We start from the raw sequence: 15,481 nt of genomic DNA, 5'->3' as shown, positions 1-15,481 counted from the left end.
CGCCACGCCGGCGGCACTGGCCGCCTCGGGCCGCACCGGCGCGCCGACGGCCTGCAGCTGCCGCTTCACCAGCGAACCCACGATCGCCAGCGCGACCAGCAGTCCCAGTGCCCCGAACACGATGCGCATGCGCCGTTCTCTCCTGTTCTCCGCCGTGGTCCGGATCGCCGCTCACTCGAAGCCGGCGATCGCATGCGGAATGTACGGGGCCTGCAGCGCCTGCAGCTCTTCGGGCGTGAGGCGCAGCGACAGCGCCGCGACCGCATCGTCCAGGTGCTGCAGCTTCGACGCGCCGACGATCGGTGCGGTCACGCCGGCCTGCTGCGCCACCCAGGCCAGCGCCACCTGTGCCCGCGGCACGCCGCGGGCCGTGGCCACCCGGGCCACCGCCTCGACCACCTGCCGGTCCGACTCGGCCGTGCGCTCGAGGTAGAGCCGCTTGCCGACCTCGTCGGTCGCCATGCGCCCGCTGCCTTCGGTCCAGTCGCGGGTGAGACGGCCGCGCGCCAGCGGGCTCCACGGCAGCACGCCGATGCCGGCGTCGCGGCACAGCGGCAGCATCTCGCGCTCCTCCTCGCGATGGATCAGGTTGAGGTGGTTCTGCATCGTCACGAAGCGCGTCCAGCCGTGGCGCTCGGCGGTGTGCAGGGCCTTGGCGAACTGCCATGCGTACATCGACGACGCGCCGATGTAGCGCGCCTTGCCGGCCTTCACCACGTCGTGCAGCGCCTCCAGCGTCTCCTCGATCGGCGTGCCGTAGTCCCAGCGATGGATCTGGTACAGATCCACGTAGTCGGTGCCCAGCCGGCGCAGGCTGTTGTCGATCTCCGCCAGGATGGCCTTGCGCGACAGACCGCCGACGTTGGGGGCCTGCCGCGACGGGAAGTACACCTTGGTGGCGAGCACGATCTCATCGCGCCGGGCCAGCTCGCGCAGGGCACGGCCGACGATCTCTTCCGACGTGCCGTCGGAGTAGCTGTTGGCGGTGTCGAAGAAGTTGATGCCCAGGTCGAGCGAGCGCCGGATCAGGGGGCGGCTCTGCGCCTCGTCCAGCGTCCAGGGGTGGGTGCCACGCTCCGGCACGCCATACGTCATGCAGCCCAGGCACAGCCGGGACACCTTCAGCCCGGTCCGGCCGAGCGGAACGTACTCCATCGGGGTCTTCTCCTCGCACGATGAGATCGGTCACCGGCCCGCCCCGGGACCGGCATGGGCTGCATTGTGCTGCGGGCGGCGGCCGATCGGGCCACCGTCGATGGAGGAAAGCGAGCGCGCCGGACGCCGGCGCAGGCTCAGTCGCGAGGGCCCAGCGCGCGGTTGAGGCTCAATGCGGCCAGCGTGCAGGCCGCGCCCGACAGCAGGTAGATGCTGACGTAGGCCAGTCCGAAGTGGGCCGACAGCCCCAGCGCGACCAGCGGCGCGAAGGCCGCGCCGATCAGCCAGGCCAGGTCGGCGGTCAGCGCGGCGCCGGTGTAGCGGTACTTCGACGAGAAGTTCGAGGTCACCGCGCCAGCCGCCTGGCCGTAGGACAGCCCCAGCAGCGCGAAGCCGATCAGCATGAACACGTCCTGGCCCAGCGGGCCACCGCCCAGCAGCGTGGGCGCGAAGCCGCTGAACATGCCGATCAGCACCGCCGAAGCGCCCAGCGTGCTGCGCCGACCGATGCGGTCGGCGATCCAGCCCGAGGCGACGATGCCACCGGCCGCCAGTGCGGCGCCGAAGATCTGGATGGTCAGGAAGCCGGCCACCGGCTGCTGCGAGTAGAGCGTGACCCACGACAGCGGAAACACGGTCACCAGATGGAACAGCGCGTAGCTGGCGAGCGCCGCGAAGGCCCCGATCACCAGGTTGTGGCCCTCGCTGCGGACCAGTTCGCGCACGCCGATGGGCTCGAGTTCGCGCTCGTCGAGCAGGCGTTCGTACTCGTGGGTGACGACCAGCCGCAGCCGCGCGAACAGCGCCACCACGTTGATCGCGAAGGCCACGAAGAACGGGTAGCGCCAGCCCCAGGCCAGGAAGTCGGCGGTCGACAGGCTCGCCACCAGGTAGGCGAACAGGCCGCTGGCGAGCATGAAGCCCAGTGGCGCGCCGAGCTGTCCGAGCATGGCGTACCAGCCGCGACGCTCGGGCGGGGCATTGAGCGCCAGCAGCGAGGGCAGCCCATCCCAGGACCCGCCCAGCGCCACGCCCTGGCCGATGCGGAACAGCGCCAGCAGCACGATCGAGGCCGCGCCCAGCGTCTGGTAGCCGGGCAGGAAGCGATGCCGGCGGTCGAGGTGCCCAGCAGGAACAGCGCCACCGTGAGCTTGGTGCCGCGGCTCCAGCGCCGCTGGATGGCCATCGACAGCACGGTGCCGAGCGGCCGCGCGACGAAGGCGAACGAGAACACGACGAAGGCGTACAGCGTGCCCTGCAGTCGGTCGGCAAAAGGAAAGAACAGCGCGGGGAAGACCAGCACCGAGCAATGCCGTAGACGAAGAAGTCGAAGTACTCGGAGGCCCGACCGATGACGACGCCGACCGCGATCTCGCCGGGCGCGACCTTCTGGTGGTCGGCGGAACGCTGCCGTTCGTCGCGCTCGGGGGCGCTGGACGACGGCAGATGGGGCTGGGCGTGGCTGAAGCTGGACATCGGACGGACGGCCTCCGGGCGACCCGGGACGGCGGCTTGACGGGACGGTGACGCAGGTTCGCATGGCGCGGCGCCGGCCGCCATAGGACAAAACGTCCAATCGCCGGCACGCGCCGGGGCCTCTACATTGCGCCCGCGCCGCCCCGTCCGTGGTCCGCGGCGCCGAACCTCTCACGCCCTCGCATGCGCCCACTCAAGTCACTCCGCGGTCTGCTGCTCGCGCTCGCCCCGCTCGCCCTGCTCGCCGGCTGCGACACCGTGCTGCTGAACCCGTCCGGCGACATCGCCGCCCAGCAGGGCCGCCTGATCGTGGTCTCCACGGTGCTGATGCTGCTGATCATCGTGCCGGTGATCGTGCTGACGCTGCTGTTCGCCTGGCGCTACCGCGCATCGAACAAGGCGGCCACCTACGCCCCCGACTGGGACCACTCCACCCAGCTCGAGCTGGTGATCTGGGCCGCGCCGCTGCTGATCATCATCGCCCTCGGTGCCGTGACCTGGATCAGCACCCACACGCTGGATCCCTACCGTCCGCTGCAGCGCATCGACGCGCAGCGCCCGGTCGCGCCGGACACGCCGACGCTGACCGTCGAGGTGGTGGCGCTCGACTGGAAGTGGTTGTTCATCTACCCCGAGCAGGGCATCGCCACCGTCAACGAACTGGCCGCGCCGGTCGACGTGCCGATCCGCTTCAAGATCACCTCGTCATCGGTGATGAATTCGTTCTACATCCCCGCGCTGGCCGGCCAGATCTACGCGATGCCCGGCATGGAGACCAAGCTGCACGCGGTGATCAACCGGGTGGGCGACTATGAAGGCTTCTCGGCCAACTACAGCGGCGCGGGCTTCTCCGGCATGCGCTTCACCTTCCGCGGCATGGCGCCGCAGGATTTCCATCGCTGGGTCGACGCCACCCGCGCGGGCCGGGGCACGCTCGACCGCACCGCCTACCTTCAGCTCGAGAAGCCCAGCGAGCGCGAACCGGCGCGCCGCTACGCCCGCGTCGCCCCCGACCTCTATGACGCCATCGTCGACCGCTGCGTCGAGCCCGGCACGCTGTGCATGAAGCAGATCATGGCCCTGGACGCGCGCCGCGGCGCCGGCGCGAACGCGCTGCCGAACGGCCCGGACGCGGTCTGCACCGTGGCCGATGCCGATGCACCACTCGTCGCCACCGACGCCGCCACGCGTCCCGCGTTCGTCGCGACCCCCTGAGCCGGCCCGCGCCCCGCCCGCCTCGCCGACCGATCCCCCTGGCCCCGCACCCACGATGTTCGACCATCCCGATACGACGAAGCTCCTGTTCGGCCGCCTGACCTGGGACGCCATCCCGCTGCACGAGCCCATCCTGCTCGCGACCTTCGCGATGGTGGTGCTGGGCGGCATCGCGGTCCTCGGCGCGCTGACCTGCTTCCGCGCCTGGGGAACGCTGTGGCGTGACTGGATCACCAGCATCGACCACAAGAAGATCGGGATCATGTACATCATCCTGGGCCTGGTGATGCTGCTGCGCGGCTTCGCCGACGCCTGATGATGCGGGCCCAGCAGGCCATCGCCTTCGGCGACAACCTGGGCTACCTGCCGCCGCACCACTACGACCAGATCTTCACGGCCCACGGCGTGATCATGATCTTCTTCGTGGCCATGCCGCTGGTCACCGGGTTGATGAACTTCGTCGTGCCGCTGCAGATCGGCGCCCGCGACGTGGCCTTCCCGTTCCTGAACAACTTCAGCTTCTGGATGACGACCTTCGGCGCCGGCCTGCTGATGGTGTCGCTGTTCGTCGGCGAGTTCGCCAAGACCGGCTGGCTGGCCTACCCGCCGCTGTCGGGCATCGCCTTCAGCCCCGACGTGGGGGTCGACTACTACATCTGGTCGCTGCAGATCGCCGGGGTCGGCACCCTGCTCTCCGGCGTGAACCTGATCGCCACCATCGTCAAGATGCGTGCGCCGGGCATGACGCTGATGAAGATGCCGGTCTTCACCTGGACCGCGCTGTGCACCAACGTGCTGATCGTCGCGGCCTTCCCGGTGCTGACCGCCGTGCTGGCGCTGCTCTCGCTGGACCGCTACGTCGGCACGAACTTCTTCACGAACGACCTCGGCGGCAACGCGATGATGTACGTGAACCTCATCTGGATCTGGGGCCACCCCGAGGTCTACATCCTGGTGCTGCCGGTGTTCGGCATCTTCTCCGAGGTGGTGTCCACCTTCTCCGGCAAGCGCCTCTTCGGCTACGCCTCGATGGTCTACGCGACGGTGGTCATCACGATCCTGTCCTACCTGGTCTGGCTGCACCACTTCTTCACGATGGGCTCGGGCGCCAGCGTCAACTCCTTCTTCGGGATCACGACGATGATCATCTCGATCCCGACCGGCGCGAAGATCTTCAACTGGCTGTTCACGATGTACCGCGGCCGCATCCGCTTCGAGGTGCCGATGCTGTGGACCGTGGGTTTCATGGTCACCTTCGTGATCGGCGGCATGACCGGCGTGCTGCTCGCGGTGCCACCGGCCGACTTCGTGCTGCACAACAGCCTGTTCCTGATCGCGCACTTCCACAACGTGATCATCGGTGGCGTGCTGTTCGGCCTGCTGGCCGGCATCACCTACTGGTATCCCAAGGCCTTCGGCTACAAGCTCGATCCGTTCTGGGGCAAGTGCTCGTTCTGGTTCTGGCTGAGCGGCTTCTACCTCGCCTTCATGCCGCTGTACGTGCTGGGTCTGATGGGCGTGACGCGCCGCGTCAGCCACTTCGAGGACAGCTCGCTGCAGATCTGGTTCCAGATCGCCGCCTTCGGCGCGGTGCTGATCGCGCTGGGCATCGCCTGCTTCCTGATCCAGCTGGTGGTGAGCTTCCGTCGCCGCCACGCGCTGCGCGACATGACGGGCGACCCCTGGGACGGCCGCACGCTGGAGTGGTCGACCGCCTCGCCCCCGCCGGCCTACAACTTCGCGTTCACGCCGATCGTGCACGACAACGACGCCTGGCACGACATGAAGTCGCGCGGCTACGCACGACCGCTCAACGGCTACACCGCGATCCACATGCCGAAGAACACCGGCGCCGGCTTCGTGATCTCGGCGATCGCGGCGGTCTGCGCGTTCGCGCTGGTCTGGCACATGTGGCTGCTGGCCGGTGTCGCCTTCGCCGTGCTGATGGTGGCGGTGATCGTGCACACCTTCAATTACCACCGCGACTTCCACATCCCGGCCGACGAGGTGACCCGCGTCGAGGGAGCCCGCACCCGCCTGCTCGCTGCCGCCCATGTCTGATACCGCCACCCTCGCCCCGGCGCTGCCGGGCACCGCCGGCGCGACGGCCACGCCGCGCTTCCACGTCGTCGGTGAGCACCATGTCGAGAACGGCACGCTGCTCGGCTTCTGGCTCTACCTGATGAGCGACTGCCTCATCTTCGCCTGCCTGTTCGCGGTGCACGGCGTGCTGGGCCGCAGCTATGCCGGCGGCCCGAGCGGCGCGGAGTTGTTCGACCTGAAGCTGGTCGCGATCAACACCTCGCTGCTGCTGCTGTCCTCGATCACCTACGGCTTCGCGATGATCGAGATGCAGCGCCGCCGCCAGGGCGCGACATTGCTGTGGCTCGCGATCACCGGACTGTTCGGCGCGGGCTTCATCGGCCTGGAGCTCTACGAGTTCGCGCACCTGATCCACGAGGGCGCGGTGCCGCAGCGCAGTGCCTTCCTGTCCTCGTTCTTCACGTTGGTCGGCACGCACGGGCTGCACGTGAGCTTCGGCGTGGTGTGGCTGGTCACGCTGATGGTCCAGGTCGGTCGCCACGGCCTGGTCGCGGAGAACCGGCGCCGCCTGATGTGCCTGTCGATGTTCTGGCACTTCCTCGACGTCGTCTGGATCGGCGTCTTCACCTTCGTCTACCTGATGGGAGTGCTGCCATGAGCGCGCCGGTCGATACGCACCACCACGACGGCCATGAGGGCGACGAGGCCGGCCACGGCTCGCTGAAGGCTATGTCATCGGATTCATGCTGTCGCTGGTGCTGACCGCGATCCCGTTCTGGCTGGTGATGGGCAAGGTGATCGCCTCGTCGGGCCTCACGGCCCTCGTCATCCTCGGCTTCGCCGCGGTGCAGATCGTCGTCCACATGGTCTACTTCCTGCACATGAACGCAAAGTCCGAAGGCGGATGGACGATCCTGGCCTTGATCTTCACGCTCGTGCTCGTCGTGATCACGCTGAGCGGCTCGCTGTGGGTGATGTACCACCTCAACCACAACATGATGCCGGCGTCGATGCACGAAGTGCGCAACATGCCTTGAGCCCGGCGGGCCGGCACGCTGCCGCGCCCGACGCCGGCCGATCGACGCACGTGCGCCTGGTTGTCGCGGCCGCGGCCCTGGCGGCCTTCGTCGTGTTCACCGCGCTCGGCGGCTGGCAGCTCCAGCGGCGCGCCTGGAAGCTCGACCTGATCGAGCGCGTCGAGCAGCGCGTGCACGCGGCGCCGGTCGCGGCGCCCGAGCGCGCACGCTGGCCCGAGGTCACCGAGGCCACCGACGAGTACCGCCGCGTCCGGCTCGCCGGACGCTATCTGCACGCGCAGGCCACGCGCGTGCAGGCGGTCACCGTGCTCGGCGCGGGTCACTGGCTGCTGACGCCGCTGCGGCAGGCCGATGGCAGCGTGGTGCTGGTGAACCGCGGCTTCGTGCCGTCCGGCTGGCGCGCGCCGGCGGCGGTTGCGGGCGACGAGATCGTCGTGACCGGACTGCTGCGGCTGAGCGAACCGGGCGGCGGTTTCCTGCGCCGCAACGACCCTGCGGCCGACCGTTGGACCTCGCGCGACGTGGCCGGCATCGCTCGCGCCCACGGCCTGGGCAGATTGCGCCTATTTCGTCGACGCGGACGCCGGCGCCGCGCCGGTGCCGGACGGCGACGGGCCGGTCGGCGGGCTCACGGTGATCCGCTTTGCCAACAACCACCTCGTGTACGCACTGACCTGGTTCGCGCTGGCGTTCATGGTTGCCGGCGCGGCACTGTGGGTGGTGCACGACGCTCGCCGCCGCCGCGGCGCAGCAGCCGTCCCCGCAGGAGAGCGCGATGCGCCGCAAGCTTGACGCGGCGACGACCGGCGCTCGCGCCGCGATCGTCGACACCTCGACCGGCCTGAACAACATGCAGCAGCTGATCCAGCTGCGCTGGATCGCGGTGGTGGGCCAGGTGGCGACGATCGCGGTCGTGCACTTCGGCTTCGGGATCCGGCTGCCGCTGGAGCAGATGGCGGCGACGCTGGCCTGCCTGGTCGCGTTCAACGTCGCGAGTCAGGCTCGCTGGCGATCGCGCCAGCGGGTGTCCGACCGCGAGCTCTTCGTCGCGCTGCTGGTCGACGTCGGCGCGCTGACGGTCCAGCTCTCTCTGAGCGGTGGGACCGGCAACCCCTTCGTCTTCCTGTTCCTGCTGCAGGTGATCCTGGGAGCCGTGCTGCTGGAGACGGCGTCGATCTGGACGCTGGTGTCGATCACCGGAGGCTGCGTCGTCGCCCTCACCAGCCTGCACCGCCCGTTGCCGATCCCGCTCGACCCCGGGGGCGGTCTCGCCAGCCCCTACATCCGCGGCCTGCTGATCTGCTTCGTGCTCGACGCCGCGCTGCTGGTCACCTTCGTCACCCGCATCGAGCGCAACCTGCGCCACCGTGACGCGCGGCTCGCCGCACTGCGCCAGCGCGCAGCCGAGGAGGACCACATCGTGCGCATGGGGCTGCTCGCCTCCGGCGCGGCCCACGAGCTCGGCACGCCGCTGTCGACGCTGTCGGTGATCCTCGGCGACTGGCGCCACTTGCCGCACTTCACCTCCGACCCCGAACTGCACGGCGAGGTCTGCGAGATGCAGACGCAGATCGAGCGCTGCAAGGCGATAGTCAGCGGTATCCTGCTGTCGGCCGGCAAGGCGCGCGGCGAGGCCTCGGTGGCCACCACGCTGGGTCGCTTCCTGGACGACCTGCTGGCCGAATGGCGCACCACGCGACCCGCCGTCACGCTGACCTATGCGAACCGCTTCGGCGACGACGACCCGCCGATCGTCTCGGATTCGGCCGTCAAGCAGACCCTGCACAACCTGCTCGACAACGCGCTCGAGGCCTCGCCACGCTGGGTCGGCCTGGATGTCGACCGCGACGGCGACACGCTGGTGCTGACCGTCAAGGACACCGGACCCGGCTTCGCGCCGGAGATGCTGGCGCAGTTCGGCAAGCCTACCAGTCGAGCAAGGGGCGGCCCGGGGGCGGCCTGGGACTGTTCCTGGTGGTCAACGTCGTGCGCACGCTGGGCGGTACCGTCGCTGCGCGCAACCGCTCGAGCGGTGGCGCGATCGTCACAATACGGCTGCCGCTGTCAGCGATCACGCTCGAGGAACCGGAAGCCCATGGACGTTGAGCGGCTGCTGCTGATCGTCGAGGACGATGCCTCCTTCGCCCGCACACTGGGCCGCTCGTTCGAGCGCCGCGGCTACACGGTGCTGCTGGCGGCGAATCTGGAGCAGGTGGCGGCGCTGCTGGGGGAGCGCACGCCGGGCTATGCGGTGGTCGACCTCAAGCTGGCCGGCGGCGGCTCCGGCCTGGCGTGCGTGCGCACGCTGCACGCGCACGACCCCGAGATGCTGATCGTCGTGCTGACCGGCTACGCCAGCATCGCCACCGCCGTGGAAGCCATCAAGCTCGGCGCCTGCCACTACCTAGCCAAGCCCTCCAACACCGACGACATCGAGGCGGCCTTCGGGCGCGCCGAGGGCAACGCCGAGGTCGACCTGACGCAGCGCGCCAGCTCCATCAAGACGCTGGAGTGGGAGCGCATCCACGAGACCCTGGCCGAGACCGGCTTCAACATCTCCGAGACCGCGCGCCGGCTCGGCATGCACCGTCGCACGCTGGCGCGCAAGCTCGAGAAGCAGCGCGTCAAGTAGCGGGCTGCGCCACGCCGGCCTCGTCGGCCAGCGGTCTGGGTTGCTTGCGTTGCAGCCACAGGTACAGGCCACTGCCGAGCACGATGATGGTGGCGATGTCCAGCAGCGCCCAAAGAATCTTCATCGGTAGGCCGGCGTAGTCGCCGAAGTGCAGCGGTTGCGACACCATCAGCGCGGTCAGGTACCACGGCAGCGCCGGCGCCGCGGTGACCTCGGTGGTCTTCGCGTCGACGAGCACGGGTTGCAGCAGCTTGGACGTGAGCGGCTCATCCCCCCGCAGGAAGAAGGTGGTGTGGTGCGGGCTCGAGAAGGCCGTGCCCGGGAAGGCGATGAACGACAGCTTGCGGCCCGGCGCGTGCGCCAGCGCGCCGTCCAGCGATCGCTGGACCGAACCGCGCTCGCCCACGGGTACCGGCGGCTGGCCCTGGTAGGGCGCGAGCAGTGCACCGAGCTGGTCGTACTGCCAGTACTTCACCAGCGGGTCGGCCCAGGTGTTGATGACGCCGGTGGCCCCGACCACGAAGGCCCAGACCAGCGTCACGATGCCCAGCAGGTTGTGCAGGTCCAGCCATTTGACGCGCGCGGACCGCTCGCGCCGCACCTCGCCGAAGCGCAGCTTGCGCATGAAGGGCGCGTACAGCACCACGCCGCTGACGATGGCCACGAGCAGCAGCAGCCCCATAAACCCGAGGAAAAGCGTTCCCGGCAGGCCCGCGAACAGGTCGACGTGCAGCTTGAACATCACGTGCATGAAGCCCTCGTCGAACTTCGGCTCGGCCAGCACCTCGGCCGTGCGCGCGTCGACTGCCACCGACTTGAAGTCCTCGGTCGGCGCGGGCGTGGGCGTGAGCGTGACGAACCACAGGTCGGTGCTGTCCTCGGGCTGCGAGGCGAACTGCACCACGCGCTCGGGGTGGCGCGCCCGCGCGACTTCCAGCACGCGGTCCAGGTCGGCGTAGGGGGTGCCGGCCGGCATCGGCGGCGCCTCGACCTCGGTGCCGAGCAGGTGGCCGATCTCGTGATGGAAGATCAGCGGCAGGCCGGTGAGGCACAGCAGCAGCATGAACACCGTGCAGACCAGGCTGCTCCACTTGTGCAGCCAGGTCCAGGTGCGGATCGCGCGGGCATCGAGCATGCAGCCGCCTCGTTCAGAAGTCGACGCTGGCGCTCAGCACGAAGGTGCGGGGCGCGCCGATGTTCAGATAGCCGGCATCCGGGTAACCGCCGACCGATGCCCAATAGTCACGGTCGGTCAGGTTGTCGATGCGCGCGCGCAGCGTCACCAGGCGGTCCTGCACGTCCAACAGGTAGCGCGCCCCCACATCCACCCGGGTCCAGCCGGGCACGCGCAACGTGTTGGCGCTGTCGGCGTAGACCGACCCGGTGCGGACCACGCGGGCGTCGAGCGCGAGGCCCTGCACGCCGGTCACGTCCCACTCGACGCCGAGATTGGCCTGCGTGCGGGGAATGCCCAGCGTGCGCTTGCCCTCGGTGGCCGCACTGCCGGTTTCCTTCTGCTTGGCATCGAGCCAAGTCAGGCCGCCCAGCACGCGCAGGCCGCGTACGGCCTCGCCGTAGGCGGTCAGCTCGACACCCCGGTGGCGATCCTCGCCGCCCGCGGTGAACGTGGTCCCGGTGGTGCCACCCACCGCTCGCGGCTTGTCGGTGCTGAAGAGCGCTGCACCCAGGCCCAGGCGATCGGCCTCGTACTTCGCGCCGATCTCCTTCTGCTTGGAGACATAGGGCGCCAGCATGGCGTTCGGATTGTTGGCAGTGGCCGGCGCGGTGTCACCCTTGCTCAGGCCCTCGATGTAGTTGGCGTAGAGCGACAACTGCTTCGTCGCCTTGTAGACCGCGCCGACCAGCGGGCTGACGCGGCTGTCGTCGTAGACCGGTGCAGCGACGCCGGTGGTGTAGGCGTAGTTCTCGATGCGCAGGGTCTGATGGCGGGCACCCAGTGTCAGCAGAAAGCGATCGCCATCGAACGACAAGGTGTCGCCGAGCGCCAGACTGGTGAGGCGGGTGCGCGCCGTCAGCGCCGGCGACGCCAGATCGTTGCCGCCGCCGGCGCCGGCGCTGAATGCCGGCTCGGGCGACCGCACCGGACGATAGAGGTTGGTGGCCTGCTGGTTGCCGAAGTCGAACAGATAGGCGTTCTTCGTTTCCAGCTTGAAGTAGGACGCCGAAACGACCCACTCGTGACCCACGCTGCCCGTCCTGAGCTTGCCTCGCAGCCCCAACTCGCCGGTGTCGACGCGGTCTTCGCGGGTGTTGTCGAAGCGATAGGTGTAGCCGTCGCCGCTGACCGGGTCGAGCAGCGTGAAGTTCGCCAGCGAATTGGCCTCGTCGCTTCGACGCAAGCCGTAGGCCGCCCAGGCCGTGACGTCGGCTCCGAGGTCGACTTCGCCGCGCAAGGTACCGAAAACGTCTTTCTCGTTCGAGTACGACCACGGTTGCGATGCGTTCGTCTCGTTGTCCGGCAGGGCCGGCATCGCCGTCACCGGCGTCAGGAAATCGCCCAGCGTCACGCTGCTGCGGGTGCGCTTCAGCCGGTTGTCCTGGAAGCCGATGTCGCCGGACAGTCGCACGTCGCGGCTGCGCCAGTCGGCGCCCAACGAGACGAGGCCGAGACGGGCCTTTTCCTCGTCGACCGCGGTATCACCATCACGGTAAGCCGCGTTCAGGCGCAAGCCGGTGCTCCGGTCCGGACCGAAGCGACGGGAGATATCCACAGCCGCGCTGCCCTGCGGCCCGCTGGCCGCGCCGACCGTCACGCGGTTCAGGTCTTCGTTGGAGGCGCGCTTGGGCAGCAGGTTGATGCTGCCGCCGAGGCCACCCCCCGACGGCGTGGCGCCGGACAGGAAGGCGGACGCGCCACGCAACACCTCCACGCGCTCGAACAATTCCGTCGCGATGTACTGGCGCGGCAGCAGGTTGTACAGGCCGTTGTAGGCCACGTCGTCAGAGCCGAGGATGAAGCCGCGGATGAAGTACGACTCCTGGAAGTTGCCGAAGCCGCGCGCCACGCGCACGCCCGGATCGTTCTGCAGCACGTCGCCGACGCTCCTGGCCTGGCGATCCTGGATCAGTTCGTTGGTGTAGCTGGTGATGCTGAACGGCGTGTCCAGGTTGTCCTTGGTGCCGAGGATGCCGGCGCGCCCGCCGCGCGCCACCTGCCCGCCCGGAAACGCCGGGGACAGCCCTTGCGCCGAGGCGTCGGCACTGGCCTTCACGGTGATCGGCGGCAGCGTCACGGTCGCGTTCGCGTCGGCCGGGGCCGATGGCGTTTCGGATTGCGCGTGCGCGGCGGGGAGCTGACAGGCCATAGCCGCAGCCAGCGCCACGGAGGCGAGTGTTCTCATCGTTTGTTCCTTAGGGGGTTCGATCGGTGGCGGGCCGCACGCGTCGGCGTGCGCCATGCCAAGTCATGACCGCAACCGGCACACTGAGCGCGAACCACGACCACACGTCGCCCCAGGCATCCGACAACAACGCCGACACGAGGCCGGTAGCCGTCAAGACACCCAGAACGACCGGCCAAACCCAAAGGCGGGCGGCAATTGAATCCATGGGATGGTTCGATCAAAAATACCGCGAATGATAATAATTCGCGTTATCTTATATTCAATCGAGGCACCACCGCAAGTCGTTGTCAACCCGCGCCGATCTGATCTGACGAGGCAAAGCTGCCGTGCGACGACGCCCGCCCCGCTGCAGATCGCCCTATTCCCACTCTATTGTCAACAGGCGGGCGCTTTTCATAGGTAAGAACCGAGCTTCGTTGGCCGGAAATCGGCCGGATACCGACATCTATACCGTCACCAAGCAATGCATGACAAAGGTCACCCTTATGACCTGGAGCGATGAAACCCACTTCAAGGCCGACCGCAAGGTAGCACAGGACGCCCTCACTCAAGCGTGACGGTATCCGAAGTGCCGTGCTGCGAGCCAATGACGGTATCGCCGGCCTCCGTGACGGTATCGCCTCCTCCAGTGCAGGCCGGCCCGGCGGGCGACTTCCGCGCTGGGGAACTTGACTCAACCTCGCCTGTAAGGAGGCGGGCGACGGTATCCAGTGTCCAAGGCGGTACTTCCTGTCGGTATTGGAGCGACCTGTGACGGTATCCGAGGCAGATCAAGCGTCTTCAACCAGCCCCAAATGGCAGCTCACCTCCTGACCGAGCGTCTCCGGCCGACCCAAACCGGCCGGACGCGCTGCTCCAAAGCGGTCGGCCGGCAGGCCATCGCTCTTGCGGTCTCACCACCATGAAGCGGACGTTCGTGGTCTCACTCACCCGGCCAGATGCGGCCACCCGTCGACGACCGCTTTCGGGCAGCCGATGTCATACCGTCAGGTGAGCTCCTGACTTCGAGCACACCCAGGAATGTGCGATTAACAACTTGTGCCCTTCAACGGGCGCAAGGCTCGGCGCCCACAGGCTGGCCGGCAAGAACACGCTCACCCAGAACGATCACCAGCAGCGCTAGGCGAGGGCTCGCTGTGGCCAAGCGACGAATCACGGCTAAAGATCTTCGCGCACTTTCCGTAATGATTGCTGCGATTCACACGACCGAGACGCCTACCAGCCAAGGTTCGCGAACGGAGAACTTTGAAGAACGTGGGCGCGCAGTTTCGCGGCAAAACAGGCACCGTACGCCGGGAGCGTCGCGAGGCGAACACACGGAGATGTGCGCCCCTCGCGGCGCAGAAAAGCAGGTGAGATCTTCGACGGTCCGGCGGCGGCTCGTACACTTCGCCTGCTCATGCGAAAAACCAACTTGCCAGCGAGCCATCGTGGCCGTACCCCCGGCGCTCCCACCAGGAATACAGCGCCAGCATCGCTCAGCGACGAAGGCGCGGCGGCGCCCGGCGATTGGGGCTTGACGCTTAACGAGAAGGCCTACCAGCGCCTCGAGGAACTCATCGTCACGCTGCAGCTGGCGCCGGGCAGCGTGGTCTCGGAGGCAAGCCTCAGCGCACTCATCGGAATCGGCACGACACCGATTCGGGAAGCGTTACAGCGCCTGTCGCGCGAGCACCTCGTGCAGATTCTGCCGCGTCGCGGGGTCGTGGTCACCCAGATCGATCTTCGCCGGCAGCTGCTGGTGCTGGAGACGCGTCGCGAGCTGGACCGACTGATCGCCCGCCTTGCCGCGCGCCGGGCCACGGTCGCCGAGCGCCAGCGCATGGCGACGATTGCCCGGCAAATGGCCAGGGCCGTGAAGGCCGGCGCGGTGGCCGATTTCCTGCAGTGCGATGCCGAAATGAATGCGATGGCGGCGCACGCGGCCCGCAACGAGATCGCCGCCCAGTCTGTCGCCGCGCTGCACGCGGTCTCGCGGCGCTTCTGGTTCTTCCACCAGGCGGTGTGGCCCGGCACGGAACGCACGATGCAGCTCCATGTGAGCCTGGCCGAGGCGCTCGCCTCCGGCGTCGAAGCTGCGGCGGTAGCGGCCAGCGACGCCCTGATCGACGACCTGGACAGCTTCTCGCGCAGCACGGTCGCGCCGTGACGCCGATCGACCCTGTGACGAGCGGGGAGGATTGTTCTGGAACTTGACTGGCATGCCAGTGCTGTGCCATTGTTCCGACGTCATTCAAGGCAACCATCCATGCAACTCTCAACCGACCAACTCGCGCGCTACCGCCGCGACGGCTTCATCGTCCTGCCCGAACTGCTGGCGCCGGCGGAAGTCGCGGCCATGAAGGCCGAACTCCAGCGGCTGCAAGGCATCGACACCGACCACCTCGTGCGCGAACGTGTCGGCGGCGTGGCCAAGACGATCTACCGCGTCCACGAGGCGGACGGGCCAACCGCCTCACCGCCGTTCCACGCCGCCGCGCGCGCCCCTCGGCTGCTCGCCCCGGCCCGGCAACTGCTCGGCGACGAGTCGCTCTACGTCTACCATGTTGACGCCGACC

9 protein-coding genes and 5 pseudogenes are annotated in these 15,481 nt (G+C 68.4%); 10 read left to right on the top strand and 4 right to left on the bottom strand.

Annotated features, from left to right (window positions below; translation table 11 throughout):
• Window positions 1-171: 171 nt before the first annotated feature.
• A complete protein-coding gene (locus x551_RS11025; RefSeq protein ID WP_036248518.1) occupies window positions 172-1,155 on the bottom strand; it encodes an aldo/keto reductase in 984 nt (327 codons plus the stop codon).
• A 137-nt stretch (window positions 1,156-1,292) separates the two neighbouring features.
• Window positions 1,293-2,526 (bottom strand): annotated as a pseudogene (locus x551_RS11020) (MFS transporter).
• Between x551_RS11020 and x551_RS27250 the strand changes: the two are divergent.
• The 8 genes and pseudogenes from x551_RS27250 to x551_RS10985 all read left to right on the top strand — a co-directional run bounded on the left by x551_RS27250 (window position 2,507) and on the right by x551_RS10985 (window position 9,558).
• Entirely contained in the window at window positions 2,507-2,671 is a 165-nt protein-coding gene (locus x551_RS27250; protein WP_231497672.1) for a hypothetical protein, read from the top strand. The pseudogene x551_RS11020 and the gene x551_RS27250 sit on opposite strands and share 20 nt — an antisense overlap.
• A 143-nt stretch (window positions 2,672-2,814) precedes the next feature.
• Entirely contained in the window at window positions 2,815-3,846 is a 1,032-nt protein-coding gene (cyoA, locus tag x551_RS11015) for a ubiquinol oxidase subunit II (protein ID WP_011829340.1), read from the top strand.
• Between the two features lie 55 nt (window positions 3,847-3,901).
• Window positions 3,902-5,907, top strand: a pseudogene (gene cyoB, locus x551_RS11010) (cytochrome o ubiquinol oxidase subunit I).
• Window positions 5,900-6,547: a cytochrome o ubiquinol oxidase subunit III gene (gene cyoC / locus x551_RS11005; protein ID WP_011829338.1), complete on the top strand. Its 648-nt coding sequence runs from the start codon at window positions 5,900-5,902 to the stop codon at window positions 6,545-6,547. Before cyoB ends, cyoC begins: the two are co-directional and overlap by 8 nt.
• Window positions 6,544-6,926, top strand: a pseudogene (gene cyoD, locus x551_RS11000) (cytochrome o ubiquinol oxidase subunit IV). Before cyoC ends, cyoD begins: the two are co-directional and overlap by 4 nt.
• A 50-nt stretch (window positions 6,927-6,976) precedes the next feature.
• Window positions 6,977-7,718, top strand: a pseudogene (locus tag x551_RS10995) (SURF1 family protein).
• Window positions 7,702-9,032 (top strand): annotated as a pseudogene (locus x551_RS10990) (ATP-binding protein). Before x551_RS10995 ends, x551_RS10990 begins: the two co-directional pseudogenes overlap by 17 nt.
• Entirely contained in the window at window positions 9,022-9,558 is a 537-nt protein-coding gene (locus x551_RS10985; RefSeq protein ID WP_036233073.1) for a response regulator transcription factor, read from the top strand. The pseudogene x551_RS10990 and the gene x551_RS10985 overlap by 11 nt, the downstream one beginning before the upstream one ends.
• Here x551_RS10985 and x551_RS10980 read toward each other — a convergent pair.
• Both x551_RS10980 and x551_RS10975 read right to left on the bottom strand, forming a co-directional pair.
• Entirely contained in the window at window positions 9,551-10,693 is a 1,143-nt protein-coding gene (locus x551_RS10980) for a PepSY domain-containing protein (RefSeq protein ID WP_036233071.1), read from the bottom strand. The genes x551_RS10985 and x551_RS10980 overlap by 8 nt on opposite strands.
• Before the next feature lie 13 nt (window positions 10,694-10,706).
• Window positions 10,707-12,884 (bottom strand): TonB-dependent receptor, encoded by a 2,178-nt coding sequence (locus tag x551_RS10975; protein ID WP_231497671.1) that lies wholly within the window; start codon window positions 12,882-12,884, stop codon window positions 10,707-10,709.
• A gap of 1,363 nt (window positions 12,885-14,247) precedes the next feature.
• On the opposite strand from x551_RS10975, the gene x551_RS10970 reads away from it, so the two are divergent.
• Window positions 14,248-15,072 (top strand): GntR family transcriptional regulator, encoded by an 825-nt coding sequence (locus x551_RS10970; protein WP_152543487.1) that lies wholly within the window; start codon window positions 14,248-14,250, stop codon window positions 15,070-15,072.
• Window positions 15,073-15,171: 99 nt separating this feature from the next.
• Window positions 15,172-15,481, top strand: a 310-nt coding sequence (locus x551_RS10965; protein ID WP_036248513.1) for a phytanoyl-CoA dioxygenase family protein, incomplete at its 3' end; no start/stop codon positions are given.

Origin of the sequence: Methylibium sp. T29 (assembly GCF_000576205.1) — a bacterium.
Classification (GTDB): domain Bacteria; phylum Pseudomonadota; class Gammaproteobacteria; order Burkholderiales; family Burkholderiaceae_C; genus Methylibium; species Methylibium petroleiphilum.
The sequence above is the reverse complement of the archived record's forward strand: the minus strand, read 5'-3'. Positions and strand labels throughout refer to the sequence as shown.

Bases quoted from the DNA above. Each gene is read 5' to 3' on its own strand.
- x551_RS10985 (WP_036233073.1), top strand. From the start codon at position 9,022: ATGGACGTTGAGCGGCTGCTGCTGATCGTCGAGGACGATGCCTCCTTC.
- x551_RS10975 (WP_231497671.1), bottom strand. From the start codon at position 12,884: ATGGCCTGTCAGCTCCCCGCCGCGCACGCGCAATCCGAAACGCCATCG.
- x551_RS10980 (WP_036233071.1), bottom strand. From the start codon at position 10,693: ATGCTCGATGCCCGCGCGATCCGCACCTGGACCTGGCTGCACAAGTGG.
- cyoC (WP_011829338.1), top strand. From the start codon at position 5,900: ATGTCTGATACCGCCACCCTCGCCCCGGCGCTGCCGGGCACCGCCGGC.
- x551_RS11025 (WP_036248518.1), bottom strand. From the start codon at position 1,155: ATGGAGTACGTTCCGCTCGGCCGGACCGGGCTGAAGGTGTCCCGGCTG.
- cyoA (WP_011829340.1), top strand. From the start codon at position 2,815: ATGCGCCCACTCAAGTCACTCCGCGGTCTGCTGCTCGCGCTCGCCCCG.
- x551_RS27250 (WP_231497672.1), top strand. From the start codon at position 2,507: ATGACGACGCCGACCGCGATCTCGCCGGGCGCGACCTTCTGGTGGTCG.